This window comes from Tessaracoccus pujii (assembly GCF_054483895.1).
The window spans coordinates 578058-592979 of the sequence record NZ_CM137012.1 but is presented as its reverse complement, the minus strand read 5'-3'; the positions used below and the strand labels follow the sequence as shown (position 1 = coordinate 592979).

General features: G+C 70.6%; 18 protein-coding genes. 3 read left to right on the top strand and 15 right to left on the bottom strand.

The window, feature by feature from the left end; all coding sequences use genetic code 11:
• Positions 1-4: 4 nt before the first annotated feature.
• The 8 genes from ACX1D0_RS02840 to ACX1D0_RS02805 form a co-directional block, all read right to left on the bottom strand.
• Positions 5-1078: a GNAT family N-acetyltransferase gene (locus ACX1D0_RS02840; protein ID WP_459019397.1), complete on the bottom strand. Its 1074-nt coding sequence runs from the start codon at positions 1076-1078 to the stop codon at positions 5-7.
• 62 nt (positions 1079-1140) lie between these two features.
• A complete protein-coding gene (gene pheT, locus ACX1D0_RS02835) occupies positions 1141-3630 on the bottom strand; it encodes a phenylalanine--tRNA ligase subunit beta (RefSeq protein WP_459019396.1) in 2490 nt (829 codons plus the stop codon).
• Positions 3627-4736 carry a phenylalanine--tRNA ligase subunit alpha gene (gene pheS / locus ACX1D0_RS02830; RefSeq protein WP_459019395.1) on the bottom strand — a complete coding sequence of 370 codons (1110 nt, stop codon included), beginning with the start codon at positions 4734-4736 and terminating at the stop codon, positions 3627-3629. The genes pheT and pheS overlap by 4 nt, the downstream gene beginning before the upstream one ends.
• Entirely contained in the window at positions 4720-5544 is an 825-nt protein-coding gene (locus ACX1D0_RS02825) for a TrmH family RNA methyltransferase (RefSeq protein ID WP_459020369.1), read from the bottom strand. The genes pheS and ACX1D0_RS02825 overlap by 17 nt, the downstream gene beginning before the upstream one ends.
• A 17-nt stretch (positions 5545-5561) precedes the next feature.
• On the bottom strand, positions 5562-5927 hold the full coding sequence (gene rplT / locus ACX1D0_RS02820; protein WP_459019394.1) for a 50S ribosomal protein L20: 366 nt from the start codon (positions 5925-5927) through the stop codon (positions 5562-5564).
• A gap of 81 nt (positions 5928-6008) precedes the next feature.
• Positions 6009-6215: a 50S ribosomal protein L35 gene (rpmI, locus tag ACX1D0_RS02815; protein WP_459019393.1), complete on the bottom strand. Its 207-nt coding sequence runs from the start codon at positions 6213-6215 to the stop codon at positions 6009-6011.
• Between the two features lie 35 nt (positions 6216-6250).
• The gene (gene infC, locus ACX1D0_RS02810) at positions 6251-6922 is read right to left on the bottom strand and encodes a translation initiation factor IF-3 (RefSeq protein WP_459020368.1); all 672 of its coding nucleotides are present in this window, start codon (positions 6920-6922) and stop codon (positions 6251-6253) included.
• A 245-nt stretch (positions 6923-7167) separates the two neighbouring features.
• On the bottom strand, positions 7168-7659 hold the full coding sequence (locus ACX1D0_RS02805; RefSeq protein WP_459019392.1) for an SseB family protein: 492 nt from the start codon (positions 7657-7659) through the stop codon (positions 7168-7170).
• A 55-nt stretch (positions 7660-7714) separates the two neighbouring features.
• On the opposite strand from ACX1D0_RS02805, the gene ACX1D0_RS02800 reads away from it, so the two are divergent.
• On the top strand, positions 7715-8182 hold the full coding sequence (locus ACX1D0_RS02800) for a hypothetical protein (RefSeq protein WP_459019391.1): 468 nt from the start codon (positions 7715-7717) through the stop codon (positions 8180-8182).
• Between the two features lie 6 nt (positions 8183-8188).
• Here the strand turns inward: ACX1D0_RS02800 and ACX1D0_RS02795 are convergent, their stop codons facing one another.
• The 7 genes from ACX1D0_RS02795 to ACX1D0_RS02765 are packed head-to-tail and all read right to left on the bottom strand — an operon-like array spanning position 8189 to position 13048.
• Complete coding sequence (locus ACX1D0_RS02795) at positions 8189-8680, bottom strand: PH domain-containing protein (RefSeq protein ID WP_459019390.1); 492 nt, start codon at positions 8678-8680, stop codon at positions 8189-8191.
• Positions 8677-9537, bottom strand: a complete 861-nt coding sequence (gene hisG, locus ACX1D0_RS02790) for an ATP phosphoribosyltransferase (protein ID WP_459019389.1) — start codon at positions 9535-9537, stop codon at positions 8677-8679. The genes ACX1D0_RS02795 and hisG overlap by 4 nt, the downstream gene beginning before the upstream one ends.
• Positions 9538-9558: 21 nt before the next feature.
• Entirely contained in the window at positions 9559-9822 is a 264-nt protein-coding gene (locus ACX1D0_RS02785) for a phosphoribosyl-ATP diphosphatase (RefSeq protein ID WP_459019388.1), read from the bottom strand.
• An 18-nt stretch (positions 9823-9840) separates the two neighbouring features.
• Entirely contained in the window at positions 9841-11088 is a 1248-nt protein-coding gene (gene mshC / locus ACX1D0_RS02780; protein ID WP_459019387.1) for a cysteine--1-D-myo-inosityl 2-amino-2-deoxy-alpha-D-glucopyranoside ligase, read from the bottom strand.
• A gap of 29 nt (positions 11089-11117) precedes the next feature.
• Positions 11118-11855, bottom strand: a complete 738-nt coding sequence (locus ACX1D0_RS02775; RefSeq protein WP_459019386.1) for an Rv2133c family protein — start codon at positions 11853-11855, stop codon at positions 11118-11120.
• The gene (locus ACX1D0_RS02770) at positions 11852-12370 is read right to left on the bottom strand and encodes an Rv2134c family protein (RefSeq protein WP_459019385.1); all 519 of its coding nucleotides are present in this window, start codon (positions 12368-12370) and stop codon (positions 11852-11854) included. The genes ACX1D0_RS02775 and ACX1D0_RS02770 overlap by 4 nt, the downstream gene beginning before the upstream one ends.
• A gap of 9 nt (positions 12371-12379) precedes the next feature.
• Entirely contained in the window at positions 12380-13048 is a 669-nt protein-coding gene (locus ACX1D0_RS02765) for an Rv2135c family putative phosphatase (protein ID WP_459019384.1), read from the bottom strand.
• Positions 13049-13121: 73 nt separating this feature from the next.
• On the opposite strand from ACX1D0_RS02765, the gene ACX1D0_RS02760 reads away from it, so the two are divergent.
• Positions 13122-13946: an undecaprenyl-diphosphate phosphatase gene (locus ACX1D0_RS02760; RefSeq protein WP_459019383.1), complete on the top strand. Its 825-nt coding sequence runs from the start codon at positions 13122-13124 to the stop codon at positions 13944-13946.
• Positions 13947-13956: 10 nt separating this feature from the next.
• Positions 13957-14919: an aldo/keto reductase gene (locus ACX1D0_RS02755; RefSeq protein ID WP_459019382.1), complete on the top strand. Its 963-nt coding sequence runs from the start codon at positions 13957-13959 to the stop codon at positions 14917-14919.
• Positions 14920-14922: the final 3 nt, after the last annotated feature.

Genomic DNA, 14922 nt, shown 5'->3' with positions numbered 1-14922 from the left:
GGCGTCAGCCCTGACCGCGCAGCTCGAACCACCCCGACGCGGCGACCGGACGGTAGCCGAGGCGCCTGTTGATGGCCAGCATGAAGCGGTTCTCGGACGCGTTGCCGGTGATCAGCCGACGCGCCTCGGGCCAGTGGGCGCGCACCGCGGCGTGGCTGTGGGTCTTCGCGAACCAGCCCAGCCCCTTCCCACGGTGCTGGCGCAGGATCAGCGTCTCCCACTGGTCCACGACCGGCCTTCCCTCTTCGTGGATGAGGCGCGTGAACCCGACAAGACGTCCGCTCGATACGTGGCGCACCGCCGTGTGGAGAGAGGCGCACCCGCCCCGGGCCAACGCCTGCTCGCCGTCGAGGACGCGGGCCGCATCGACCACCTCGGGCTCAAGCGCGGCGTCACCCGTCGGGACATCGGTGCTCATGGCGACCATCAGTTCGGCGAGATCGTCGCGCCACTGGGGCGGGGTGAATTCCGTCCACTGCACCAGGTCGTACTCGCGGGAGGTGCCGGCGCGCGCGGCGGCCGCGTCGCCGTCGAGCAGTCCCTGCTCCGGCAGGGTCAGGGCCGAGATCGTCTCCACCTGGACCAGCCGGAAGCCCTGGCCGAGCAGGAACGCGGCCGGCGGGGCGTCGGGATCGATCGCACCGTCGCCCTCCGCGGCGGACAACCGTCGTGTGCCACCTGGGCGGGCCGGTTCCCACGTCCATGCCTGGATCGTGTCGCGTCCGTCGGCGCGCGCCTCCGCCACCGCGGCGTTGAACAGCGCGGTCCCGACGCCCCGCCCGCGATGTGCCGGCTCGACGATCAGGCTGAGGAACCCCACGTGCCGGTTGTCGCGCTGAGGCAGGTCCAGGAAGGCCACACCCAAGGGGACCCCGTCGTCGTCGAGGGCGGCGAACGGCACAGGCCGCGTATAGGTGGGCCGGGTGCCTTCGGCCCACCTCCGCCGGACCGAGTGCGTCAGGTCATCGTCGCCGAACAGGTCACGCACGACGCCGGCCCACAGGCGCGTGTCGACCTCGTAGATCCAGAAGGTCGGATCCTCCGGCGCGGCGGGCACGTCGACTCGGGTGATCTGCACCCCCGCAGCCTACTCGGCCCCCGGAGGCACGTGCATCGCCGACGGCGACCGCCGCGGGAGCGTCAGGCCCGCTGTACCGCCCCGAACCGCTCTACCGCGACCGCGACCGCCGCCTGCCTGGCTGCCGCCGCGTCAGCGTCGGTGAGCGTCCGGTCTGCCCGGAACCGCAGCGCGAACGCCAGCGACTTCCGGCCCTCGCCGGCCTGATCACCGGTGTACACGTCGAAGAGCGAGATGGACTCCAGCAGGTCACCGGCGCCCTCGGCCAGAGCGGCCTCCACGTCGGCGGCGGCGACGTCGCGGTCCACGATCAGCGCCACGTCCTCCTTGGCGAGCGGGAACGGCGACAGTGCCCCGATACTGCCGCCGTCTGCGGCCTGGGCCAGCAGCAGATCGAGGTTGAACTCGACGGCCGCGGTGCGCTCGGGCAGGCGCAGCGAGCGTACGACGGCAGGGTGCAGCTCACCGGCGTGGCCCAGCACGATCCCGTTGATCGACAACTCGGCGCAGCGTCCCGGATGCCAGGGCGCCATGGCGACGTTGCGGCGGGACAGCCGCACGCCGACCGCCGCCGCGACCGCCTCGGCAAGGGCGACGACGTGGGTCCAGTCCGCCGCGACCGCCGGGCCAGCCCATCCGGCAGGCAACCAGTTGCCCGTGACGACGGCAGCCACGGTGTGCGGCTGCGCGGGGATGGCAGCATCGATGGCCGAGATCTCGTCCTCGGACGGGCGGTGTGCCACACCGGGGCGCGGGGCCCAGTCCTCGCCGCCGTCGAAGTAGGCCTTGCCCTGCTCGAACAGGGCCAGGTCCGTCAGGCTGCGGGACGTGTTGCGCGCGATGGCGGCGAACAGCCCCGGCAGCAGCGTGGTGCGAAGGAAGGGGTGCGTCTCCGACAGGGGGTTCGCGAGGCGAATGAGATGGCGGCGCGGATCCTCGGCCGGGATCTGGAGCTGGTCCAGGTCCTCGACGGAGGCGAACGGCAGGGAGAGCACCTCGGTGAAGCCGACGGCGGCCGCGGCCCGCAGTGCGGCCCGACGGTGACGGAAGCGCGGCGAAAGGCCCCGGCTGACCGGCGGGACCGGCACGGTGAGGCCGATGCGGTCGTAGCCGATGTGGCGGCCCACCTCTTCGACGATGTCGTAGGGGTCCGCGAGGTCGCCGCGCCAGCTGGGCACCTCGAGGGTGAGGGAGTCCCCCAGCGCCGTGACTGCCACACCGCTGGCCGTGAGAAGGCGCACGCTCTCCTCCTGGTCCACGCGCGTCCCGAGCACGGCCGGGATGAGCCCCGCCCGCAGCGAGACCCGGTGCGGCGCGGGCGCGGATCCGACGACGGTCTCCGCGGTGACGGCGCCGCCTCCGTGCGTGGTGAGAAGCGCGGCTGCGCGTCGGGCCGCCGCGTAGGACACCTGCGGGTCCACCCCGCGCTCGAACCGCTTGGACGCCTCCGACGGCAATCCGTGGCGGCGGAAGGTGCGCGACACCGATGCCGGATCGAAGTGCGCCGCCTCCAACACGATCGCGGTGGTGGAGGCGGACACCTCGGTGGCTTCGCCGCCCATCACGCCGGCCAGGCCGACAGGGCCGGAATCGTCGGTGATGAGCAGGTCGTCGGTGTTGAGTTCACGCTCCTGCCCGTCCAGGGTCCGCAGGCGTTCGCCGGCCAGCGCCGCCCGCACCCGGATGGGGCCCGAGAGTGTGGCGGCGTCGTAGGCGTGCAGCGGCTGGCCCGATTCGAGCATCACGTAGTTGGTCACATCCACCGCCAGCGAGATCGACCGCACGCCGCAGGCGCGCAGCCGATCCGCCATCCACCCTGGGGTGGGCGCGGCCGGGTCGATGCCGTCGACGGTGAGGGCGGTGAACGCCGAGCACCTCTCGTCCTCCAGGACGACGGGGTGTCCACCGTTCTGATGGGGCGGGAGGTGGTGGCGGTAGGGATCGTCGAAGGAGACGCCGTTGGCGATGGCGGCCTCGCGGGCCAGGCCACGCATCGACAGGCAGTAGCTGAGGTCCGGGGTGACCTCGAGGTCCAGCACCTCGTCGGGGGTCCAGAGCACGGACGCAGCGTCGTCGCCGGGGTGCGCAGACCCCTGTCGCAGCACGATGATGCCGTCGTGGTCCTCGCCGAGGCCCAGCTCGAGCTGGGAGCAGATCATGCCGTCGGACACGTGGCCGTAGGTCTTGCGGGCAGCGATCTCGAAGTTGCCGGGAAGGACGGTGCCTGGCAGGGCCACCACCACGAGGTCACCCTCGGCGAAGTTGTGGGCACCGCAGACGATGCCGCGGCTGGCGGGTACCCCGTCGGCGGCGGCGTCGTTGTGCGGGCCGACGTCCACCCGGCAGTACCTGATGGTCTTGCCGTTCTTCTGCGGCTCGTCGACGTAGCTGAGGACGCGCCCCACCGTCAACGGACCGCTGACCGGGGACCCGGTGGACTCGATGTGCTCCACCGTCAGGCCCACCGCGGTGAACTGGTCTGCGACGTGGGCCGTGGTGACGCCGGCGGGAAGCGTGACGAGGTCACGCAGCCACGAGATCGGTGCCTTCATCGTGCTCCTCCCAGGATGGAACGGCTGAAGCGGATGTCGCCCTCCACGAAATCTCGCAGGTCGGGGGCGCCGGTGCGGAACATGACGGTGCGGTCCACGCCCATGCCGAACGCGAAGCCGGAGTACACGTCGGTGTCGATGCCGCAGGCCTTGAGCACGCGCGGGTTGACGACGCCGCAGCCGCCCCACTCGATCCACCCCTCGGACCTGCAGGTCCGGCACGGGCGGTCGGGGTTGCCGACGGAGGCGCCGTGGCAGACGAAGCACTGCAGGTCCACCTCAGCGCTGGGCTCGGTGAACGGGAAGTAGTGCGGCCGCATGCGGGTCCGCACGTCGCCGAACATGGCACGCGCGAGGTGGTCCAGCGTCCCCCGCAGGTCCGCCATCGAGATGCCCTTGTCCACGACCAGGCCCTCCAGCTGATGGAAGACGGGCAGGTGGGTGGCGTCGTACTCGTCCGCGCGGAACACCTTGCCGGGGCTGATCAGGTACAGCGGAACGCCCCGCTCCAGGAGGGAGCGCACCTGCACCGGCGAGGTCTGGGTGCGCAACAGCCGGCCGGCAGCCGGCGGATCCACCCACAGCGTGTCCTGCAGCGCCCGGGCCGGATGATCCGGCGCCAGGTTGAGGGCGTCGAAGTTGTACCACTCCGCCTCGAGCTCGGGTCCGTCGGCCACCTCCCAGCCCATGGCGACGAACACGTCGATCATCTCGTCGATGAGGGCGGTGACGGGGTGGAGGGCCCCCTGCGGGGCCAGCGCGACGGGCAGGCTCATGTCCAGGCGCTCCCCTGCCAGCGCGGCATCGAGTTCCACCGCGGTGAGGCTCTCCTGGCGCTCGGCGAGCGCCTTGGCCACGATCCCGCGGGCCTGACCGATCCGCTGGCCGGCGTCCTTGCGTGCGTGCGGGGGGAGGGCGCCGATCTCCCGGTTGGCCAGAGCCAGCGGCGATGCGTCCCCTGCGTGCTCCAGCCGTGCCTGCTTGAGCTCGGCGGTGGTGCTGGCCGCGGCGATCGCGGACAGCGCGGCCTCCACCGAGGCGCTGACGGCCTCGGGCGCCAGGGCAGCGACCTGCTTGGGATCAAAGTTGTCATTGGGCCCGGACATCGTCGGGTCCTCCTTCGGCGGTTCGACGTTGCGCTGAGGCGGTGGCGTACAGGCACACCGCGGCCGCGCTGGAGAGGTTGAGGCTCTCCGCTCTGCCCCACATTGGCACGGCGACGACCTCATCCGCCAACCGGGCGTCTTCCTCGGGCAGGCCCCAGGCCTCGTTTCCCATGATCCACGCCACCGGCCCGCTGAGTTCCCCCGCCGCGGCCTTCAGGTCCAGGGGGACCCCGTCACCGTCGGCGGCGAGGACCCGCATGCCGTGGCGCTTGACGCGAGCCACGGCCTCCGCGAGGGGTACACCGGTGAGGATGGGCATGTGGAACAAGCTGCCCACCGTGGAGCGCACGGTCTTGGGGTTGTAGATCTCCACGCTCCCGGCCGTGAGGATGACGGCGTCAGCGCCGAACGCGTCGGCGCACCTGATGACGGTGCCGGCATTGCCCGGATCCCTGACCTGCGCGCAGATCACGACGAGGCGTGCACCGTCGAGGACGTCCCATCCGTAGTCCAGCTGTCTGCACACCGCGACGATCCCCTGCGGGGTGACCGTGTCGCTCAGTTGGCGCATCTGGTGCTCGTCCGCCCGCCACACCGGCACCTCGACACCCGCCAGGAGGTCGGCGTGCCGGATCGGGTCGTCGACGATGACCTCCACCACAAGGTCCGGCGCAGCGAGCGCCTCACGGACGGCCTGGCGGCCCTCCACGAGAAACAGCGCCGCGACGTCACGGCCCCGGCGCTGCGTGAGACGACGAACCGAACGCAGCACCGAGGCGGGCAGGCCAGGGGCGGCGTTCGGTTCCATCGTCACTGAGACGGCCCTCAGGCCGCGGCGGGCTGGTTGTCCTTGGCGACAGCGACCAGGGCGTTGAACGTGGCGGTGTCGTTGACGGCCAGCTCGGCCAGGATCTTGCGATCCACCTCGACGCCAGCGGCCTTGAGGCCGTTGATGAAGCGGTTGTAGGTCATGCCCTCGGCGCGGACCGCGGCATTGATCCGCTGGATCCAGAGCCTGCGGAAATCGCCCTTCTTGGCGCGACGGTCGCGGTAGGCGTAGGTGGCCGAGTGGAGCAGCTGCTCCTTGGCCTTGCGGTAGAGACGGGAGCGCTGGCCGCGGTAGCCGGAGGCGAGCTCGAGGACTTCACGGCGCTTCTTGTGCGCATTCACAGAACGCTTCACGCGTGCCATGGGGGTTCTCCTTGGGTGTGGTCGGCACAGCCGACGGGTGGTCTGGGTGGGGGTGACGGCGGACCGCCGGGGGCGGTACGGTCAGCGACCCTTGTGCTTGCCGAGCAGCTTGCGCATCTTCTTGACGTCGGGCGCCGCGACGGACTCCACGCTGCCCAGGCGACGGGTACGCCTCGAGGACTTGTGCTCGTTGAGGTGCCCGAGGTTGGCCTGGCGGCGCAGCAGCTTGCCGGTGCCCGTGGTCTTGAAACGCTTCTTCGCACCGGAGTGCGTCTTCATCTTCGGCATATCGTCATGCTCGCTTTCTGTTGTACTCGATCTCGTCAGAGATCGATGTCCGGGTCCATGTTGTCTGCGGGTCCGCGCTTCTTCTTCGGCGCCGGCGCAGCTGTGGCCTGGGCGCGCAGCTGTGCCTCGGCCTGGCGCTCCTGCTCCGCGTGCTCCAGGCGCTCGGCCATGCGGCGGTCGCGGTCCGCAGCCAGTTCCACCTTCGCCTCGGTCTTCTTCTTCGTCGGTCCGAGCACCATGATCATGTTGCGGCCGTCCTGCTTGGGCGAGGACTCCACATAGCCGAATTCGGTCACGTCCGCGGCGAGGCGCTTGAGCAGCTCCATGCCCAGTTCCGGCCGTGACTGCTCGCGCCCGCGGAACATGATGGTGATCTTGACCTTGTCACCGGCCTTGAGGAAGCGGACGACGTGGCCCTTCTTCGTCTCATAGTCGTGCTGGTCGATCTTGAGCCGGAGCTTCATCTCCTTGGTGCTCACGTTCGACTGGTTCCGCCGGGCGTCGCGTTCCTTCTGCGCCGCCTCGAACTTGAACTTGCCGTAGTCCATCAACTTGGCGACGGGGGGACGGGCCATCGGCGCCACTTCGACGAGATCCAGATCGTTCTCGGCCGCCAGACGCAGGGCGTCCTCGACGCGCACGATGCCTACCTGCTCGCCCTTGGGGCCGACGAGCCGGACTTCGGGTACTCGGATGCGATCATTGATCCGCGGTTCAGTGCTGATGGGTCCTCCAGTGTGAGATGTGTCAGGTACTCCGGACGAAAAAAGGCCCCCGCGCAGGCGGAGGCCACAGATGCCGGGCGCGCGGAACAACCGCTCGCCCTGGGCGACCCGGCCACCAGGGGCGGCTTCGGGTGGGAGTGACAACTCCACTTGACGCGGCAGCCGAGGCCGCCGGATAACTCAAGCATCCTACGCCGCGCCGGGGCGAAACTCCAATCGGGCTCTCACTAGGCCGGTCGGGCCCAGGCGAAGCCGCCGTCGGCCAGTTCGACGAGGGCGTTGCCCGCCGCCAAGCTCTCCAGAGCCTCGCCGTCGACGGTGAACGGCACCGGCCCCGCTATGTCGATGAGGAGGCAGCTCGCCCCAGCGGGGACGACGGTGGCACTGAGTTCGTCGAGCAGGCAGGGCACTGGACGCGCGTCGGGCCGCCACGCGCGCAGCGAGTCGTATCCGGTGAAGGCGAGAAGGTAGCTCATAGTGCCGTCGTCGAGGGTGACCGCCGCCATCTCCGCATGCCGGTCCGGGTCCGGGCCCTCGGTCTCATCCCCCGATGCCACCACGGGCAGGAGGAGGCGGCTGGCGCACAGCGCCACCAGCGCGCGGGCGTATCCCTCGTGCCCCGTTGCCCGCGCGATGGCGCCCCTCACCAACGGGTCGGCGGCGCCGTCGTCGCCGGCGAAGCGGGCGTTGGGTTGGGCGAGGGAGCGCAACTGGGGCATGCACCTGAGCGTATCGCCCGTGGACGCGTCCACGCTCTGTGCCAGACTGGGAGGCATGCCACTGACGCTGCTCGTGACCATCGCGCTGACCATCGTGATCCTCGCCGTCGCCGCGGGGATGACCGCACGGTCGCGGCGGGCGCGTCCTGCCGTGATGGGACTGGGCCTGGCCCTGATCCCCGTGGGGCTCTACCTCACCGGCGTGACCCAACTCCTGGCGGACGCCGTCGTGGCCCTGATCGACTGGCTGATGCGAACCCCGTGGACCGTGGTCACCAGCTGGGGCCTGGGCCTGTTCCTGGGCGGGGTGCTGCTGCTGGTCATCGGCGCCTTCCTGCCCAAGACCAGTCGCGCCGCACAGGCGGCTCCGGCCGCGCGGACCCCCGGGCCCGCCACCCGTCCCGCGGTCACGCCCGGCGCGGACCCGAAGACGACGGCCCCGGCGAAGCGGGCTGCCGAGAAGGGCGTCGACCCTGAGGACGCGGAGATCGAGGCACTGCTGCGCAAGCGCGGCATCATGTGAGCCGGCTCAGCCGTCGAGGTGTTCCGGATCGACGTCCCGGCTCGTGGCGCCCCTGTCGACGAGCCACCGCCGCAGCTCGACCACCTTGCGCTGACCCTCGGCGCCCTCCAGGAATTGGATGGCCAGCACCGGCCGCCTCCTCACCTCCCCCGTCCCCTTGATCAGGAGTGAGGACCACGCGTCCCCGGGGCGCAGACGCACGCCCGCGATGTCCTCCACCCGGTAGCGACGCACGAACGGCCCGTTGCGCACGGTGACACCGTCCTCGTTGGCCCAGAGGCGGGAATAGCCGATGGACAACATGATGCCCACCATCAACAGGACGAAGAACAGCAACGTGCCCGCCTGCGCCCAGGTCACGCGGTCCCGGACCTCCTTGCCGAGCGCCCACCACCCGAACAGGGCCGAAGCCATCAGCACGATGGACAGCACCACCCCGGTCATCAGAGCAGGCGGGCTGGTGTAGGACAACCGGTTCGGGAGCGGCCGCTCGCTCACAGCCGGCAGGCCACGAGCTCGGTCAGCAGGATGCCGCGAGCCCCGGCGTCGTAGAGGCGGTCCATGAGCAGGTGGGCGCCCTCCCGCGGGACGAGAGCCCGCACGGCGCACCATCCGTCCTTGGCGAGGGCGGAGACGGTGGGACCCTCGACGCCGGGGGCCAGTTCCGTCGTCCGGGCAAGGTCCTCCTGCGCCACGTTGTAATCCATCATCAGGTAGTTCTGCGCCACCAGCACCGACGTAAGCCGGGTCTCCAGCCCGTCGACGCCGGGCGGCAGCACGCCGTCGGCCCGCCGAATCAGGACCGCCTCCGAGTCACAGATGGAGTCACCGAACAACTCGAGGCCGGCGCGCTTGAGCGTCGTGCCGGTGTCCACCACGTCGGCCACCACATCGGCGACCCCGAGCCGGATCGCCGACTCCACGGCACCGTCGAGCTTGACCATCTCCGCGGCGACGCCCTGCTCGTCCAGGTAGGCCTGCAGCAGCCCTGGGTAGGACGTGGCCACCCGCTTGCCCTCGATGTCCGCGACCGTCATGGAGGAGCCGGCGGGGGCCGCGAACCTGAAGCGCGAGCCGCCGAATCCCAGCGGCATCATCTCGGTGGCCGCGGCGGCCGAATCCAGCAGCATGTCGCGCCCGGTGATGCCCACGTCGAGGTCACCACGGCCGATGTAGACCGCGATGTCACGGGGGCGCAGATAGTAGAACTCGACGCCGTGGTCCGCGTCGATCAGGGTGAGGTCCTTGGCGTCGGTACGTTGGCGGTAGCCGGCAGCGCGCAGCATGGCGGCAGCGGGTTCGGCCAGGGCGCCCTTGTTGGGGACGGCGATGCGCAGGAGGCGATCAGTGCTCACGAGGTGCCTTCGTCAGAGGTGTCAGAGGTAGCGGTAGATGTCGTCGAGGTCCAGGTCCAGCGCCAGCATCAGCACCTGGAGGTGGTAGAGCAGCTGGCTGATCTCCTCGGCGGCCTGTTCCTGCGACTCGTACTCGGCGGCCATCCACACCTCGGCGGCCTCCTCGACCACCTTCTTGCCGATCGCATGGATCCCCGCGTCCAGCCGGGCCACGGTCCCGGACCCTTCGGGGCGGGTGGCGGCAGTCTGGGTGAGCTGCTCGAAGAGTTCGTCGAAGGACTTCACGGGGCGCAGCCTACCGTCTTACAGCCGGATGCCCAGGAGCGCGTCGATGGCGGTGGCCATCTGCGCCACGGATCCGGTGTCGTCACTCTCGACGGCGAGGCTGCCGGCCACCCAGGTGTCGACAGCCCGGAGCGCGGCCGGGGCGTCGAGGTCCGTGCGGAGGGCGGTGCGCATGGCCGCGATGGTCTCGTCCGCCGGAAGCGCGGTGCCGTTGTTGAGCACGCCACGCCAGGTCTGGAGCCGGGCGGTGGCGGCGACGAGCTGGTCGGGGGTCCAGTCCCAATTGGTGCGGTAGTGGTGGTTGAGCAACGCCAGCCGGATGGCCATGGGATCGGCCCCGCTGTGACGCAGCCTGCTGACGAGTTCGAGGTTGCCCTTGGACTTGCTCATCTTCTCCCCGTTGAGCCCCACCATGCCGGAGTGCACGAAGGCCTCAGCCATGGGCTCATGCGCGGCCGCGACGGCCTCGGCCGCACACATCTCATGGTGCGGGAAGATCAGGTCCGAGCCGCCGCCCTGCAGGTCGAAATGGGGGCCGAGAAAGCGCATGGCGATGGCGGTGCACTCGATGTGCCAACCGGGCCGGCCGGCGCCCAGCGACGACGTCCAGTTCGGCTCGTCCGGGCGCGCGAACCGCCACACGAGGCAGTCCAGAGGATGCCGCTTGCCGGGGCGCTCCGGGTCCCCTCCGTTCTGGGCGAAGAGCTCGATCATGCGGGCCTCGTCGAGGTTGCTGACACCACCGAAGCCCTCAGCGGCCGCGGTGTTGAAGTACCAGTCCGGGTGCTGCTCGTCCTCGACCTGGTACACGAGACCACTGGGCAGGAGCTGTTCGATGAGCTCGATCACGCACGAAATGGATTCGACGGCGCCGATGTAGTTGCCGGGAGGCACGACCCTCAGGTCCTGCATGTCGCTGCGGAACAGCTCGATCTGGTCCTCGGCGAGTTCCTCCCACTCCTGCCCGGTGGCGGCGGCCCGCTCCAGGAGCGGATCGTCGACGTCGGTGACGTTCTGGGTGTAGTCCACGGTGAGCCCGAGGTCCCGCCAGACGCGATTGACCAGGTCGAAGGTCACGTAGGTGTTCGCGTGGCCCAGGTGCGTGGCGTCGTAGGGCGTGATGCCGCAGACATACATCCTCGCGGCGCCGTCGACGGGACCCACGGCCATCAGCTTCTGGGTGGCGGTGTCGAAGAGGCTGAGCCTCTCCGGGACATCAGCCGATGTCGGAAGGCTGGGAACGGCGACTGGGGCCCACGCATACATGGGCACCAACTTAGCGTGTTGGTTGAGGGCTAAAGCGGGGGCCAGGGGATGCCCGGCCACCGACCGCCGGGCACCGGCATGGTGCCCAGCGCTATCAGATCCTCCGCTCGCGCGGTGAGCGCCTCCCACTCCTCGTCGGCCAGCCCGGGCGCCAGGGGGGCGTTCAACGCGGCGGTCCGCGCCAGAAGGTCCAGCTCCGTCCGGGTCAGGGGGTCCCCCGCCCACCCCCACAGGACGGTGCGCAGCTTGTCGTCCACATGCAGGCTCACGCCGTGGTCCACGCCGGCCAACTCGTCACCGCGGGCCAGGAGATGGCTGGCCTTGCGGTCGGCGTTGTTGAGGAGCGCGTCGAAGACCGCCACCCGCCTCAGCCGGGGATCGTCGCGGTGGGCGAGGACCACCGGCGTGTTCTCCTCCGTGACCGCGCTGAGGATCGGCAGCCATGCCTCAGTGAGCTCCTCCGGGGCCAGGAGGTCGATGAGGTCCGTGACGTCGCCGTCGACCCACTCCTGCGCGGAGCCCTCGCCCAGCGGCCCGTCGATCCATACCGTCAGCGGGACGAGGTCCACGCCGAGCTCTCGCGAGAGGGCGTAGGCCGCCACCTCGCGGCGACCGAGGGTGCCGGTCGGAAAGTCCCACAGCGGCGCCTCCCCCGCCACCGGCTTGTACACCCATCGGCGGCCTTCGGCGTCGAGTCCGAGGAAGGTCCCGTTCGAGGCGTCCACCAGCCGCCCCACCACGCGCAGGTCCCCCACGGGTCCTGTCATGGGAACAGCGGGCCCCGATACCCGTTGGCGCGCGGGCAGATGTGACCGGCCGGATCCAGGGGTTGGCCGCATGCCGGGCACGCAGGGCGGCCCGAGGCGACCACCGTCTCGGCGCGCGCCGCGAACTCCCGGGCCATGGCCGGGGTCATCAGGATCTGCAGCAGGGAGTTCTCCCCCTCGTCATCGACCTCGTCGGAAAACAGTTCCAGCACGAGACGCTGCCGCTCCTGGTCCCAGGCCAGACCGATGGCAGCCGCCCGGAAGGACACGGTGACCGGAGCGTCCAGGGGGCCCCGGTCCGCCGGCGGCTGCCGGTCCGGCACGTCGTGACCGAGTTCGGCGAGTTGATCGAGCACCTCACCCACGCGCATCCCCAGGAGCAGCGCCTGCTGTTTCTCCACCGCGACGGCCGCGATGCGGTGGCCCTGAGCCACCTGGATGAGGAACAACCGGTTGCCAGGTTGGCCAACCGTGCCCACGACGCAGCGATCCGGGTGATCGAACTCCAGCAGCATGCCGCCAGCCTAATCCCGCACCGGGGGCGGTGGAGCGACGTCTCCGCCGCCGACGACGGGGGCGACGGTCGTCGCGAGCAGCGACCCGATGTCGGCCCCGAGGTTGACGCCCAGCACCATGGGCCGTTCTCCCCCGTACTCGACGACGCTGACGCCGGCGGGGCCGACGTGCACGCGCTGGAAGTCGTCCAGGCCCATCCCGAAGGCGTGGGCCAGGACCGCCTTGATGGGGTCGCCGTGGGAGAAGATCAGCACCGTGGCCGCCTGGCCATGGGCCGCGGCCACCCCCGCGACGGCCGCCGTGGTCCGGTCGAACATCTCGAGCATCGACTCGCCGCCCGGGAACGACACCGTCGACGGAGCGGCCTGGATGTCCGTCCACAGCGCCTCACCCTGGAGCGCGGCCAGCTTCGCGCCCGTCCACACGCCGTAGTCGCACTCGCTCATCCCGTCGAGCACAGCTGCCTCCGGGAACCCCGCCAGGGCTGCGGTCTCCCTGCAGCGCTGGATGGGTGAGGTGTAGGCCGCCGCCACAACCACGCCGGCGAGCATCTCTCCCAGCGCCCGGGCCTGCCGGCGGCCCACGTCGTCGAGCACCACCCCCGGCATGCGGCCCGCCAGCACGCCGTCGGCGTTGGCCGTCGATCTCGCGTGCCGCACCAGGACCACCTTTGTCATGGGCTTCAGCCTAGTCGGCCCCCGCGGGGGCCCAGCGGTACAGTGGCGCCCGGCATTGACGAAGGGTGTGGACGTGGACTGGTTCGAGGCGATCGTATTGGGCGTGGTGCAGGGCCTGACGGAGTTCCTGCCCATCTCCTCCAGCGCGCACGTGTCCATCGTCGGCCAACTCCTCTTCGACGGGCGGGACCCGGGGGCCGCGTTCACCGCGGTCACCCAGCTGGGCACCGAGACGGCCGTCCTCGTCTACTTCCGCAAGGACATCTGGCGGATCATCACAGCCTGGCTCGGGAGCCTCCGCGGCACCGTCGAGAGGTCGGATCCCGACGCCCGTATGGGGTGGCTGGTCATCCTCGGCTCCGTGCCCATCGTCGTCCTCGGCCTGCTGTTCCAGGACGCCATCGACTCCACGCTGCGGAACCTGTGGATCACCGTGGCGATGCTCGCCGGTGTCGCGTTGATCCTGGCCGTCGCGGACCGGATGGCGACGGACAACACCCGCGAGTTGCGGCAGCTGACCTGGCGCGACGGCGTCCTGTTCGGCCTGTTCCAGGCAGCAGCGCTGATCCCGGGAGTGTCGCGCTCAGGTGCCACCATCTCGGGCGGACTCTTCCTCGGCTACACGCGGGAGGCGGCCACGCGCTACGCGTTCCTGCTGGCCATCCCCGCCGTCTTCGGCTCCGGGCTGTACAAGCTGAAGGACATCGGAGGCGACCAGGCCACGGCGTGGGGCCCGACGGTCGCGGCTACGGTCCTGGCGTTCTTCATCGGGTACGCGGTCATCGCCTGGCTCCTGCGCTACATCTCCACCCACAACTTCCGCATCTTCGTGGTGTATCGCCTCATCCTGGCTGCCGTCGTCGCCGTGCTGATTCTCACCGGCGTCCTCGACGCGTAGGGTCGAGCGCATGCACCTGCGACCGCTCGGCGCCTCCGGCCTCCACGTGTCGCGCCTCGGGCTCGGCACGATGGCGTGGGGCCGGGACGTGGACTGGCCGGCCGCCCGCGACCTCCTTGCGGACTTCGTCGACGGCGGCGGCAACCTGGTGGACACGGCCCCGGCCTACGGCGCGGGTGTCGCGGAGAAGATGATCGGCAAGTCACTGTCTGCAGGCCTGCCCCGCGAGGCGCTGGTCATCGCCACGAAGGCCGGATTCGTCATCCGGGACGGCAAGCGCTCCATCGACACGTCTCGCGGCGCCCTGCTCAGCGACCTGGAGCAGTCGCTCCGCCGGCTCAACACCGACCACGTGGACATCTGGCAGGTCCACGCCTGGGGTGACGCCCGGATCGACGAGACCCTGTCCGCGCTGGATTCGGCCGTGAACCGGGGCATGGCGCGCTACGTCGGAGTGTCGAACTTCGTCGGGTGGCAGACCGCGACGGCGGCCACCTGGCAGGAGGCGGATCGCGGGCGCACCCCCCTCTCGAGTGTTCAGGTGGAATACTCGCTCCTCGCCCGCCGCGCCGAGGTCGAGGTGGTCGGCGCGGCCCGGCATCACGACCTGGGGATCCTGGCCTGGTCCGGGCTCGGCCGCGGCGCGCTGACGGGCAAGTACCGAGACGGCCGCCTGCCCCGGGACTCCCGGGCCGCCTCGGACCACTTCGGTTGGTTCCTGGAACCGTACCTCCAGCCGAGGTCCGCCGCGATCGTCGATGCCGTGGCCCACGCCGCGCAGGGTCTCGGCATGACCCCCGCGCAGGTGGCCCTGCTGTGGGTGCGCGATGCACCCCAGGTGGCGGCCGCGCTCGTGGGCCCCAGAACGTCGGAGCAGCTGGCGGAACTCCTGGACACCGAGGAGAAGGAGCTTGTCGCACCCATCGTGTCGGCGCTCGACGACGTGTCCGGAGGGCCGAACGCCTACCGCTGAGGC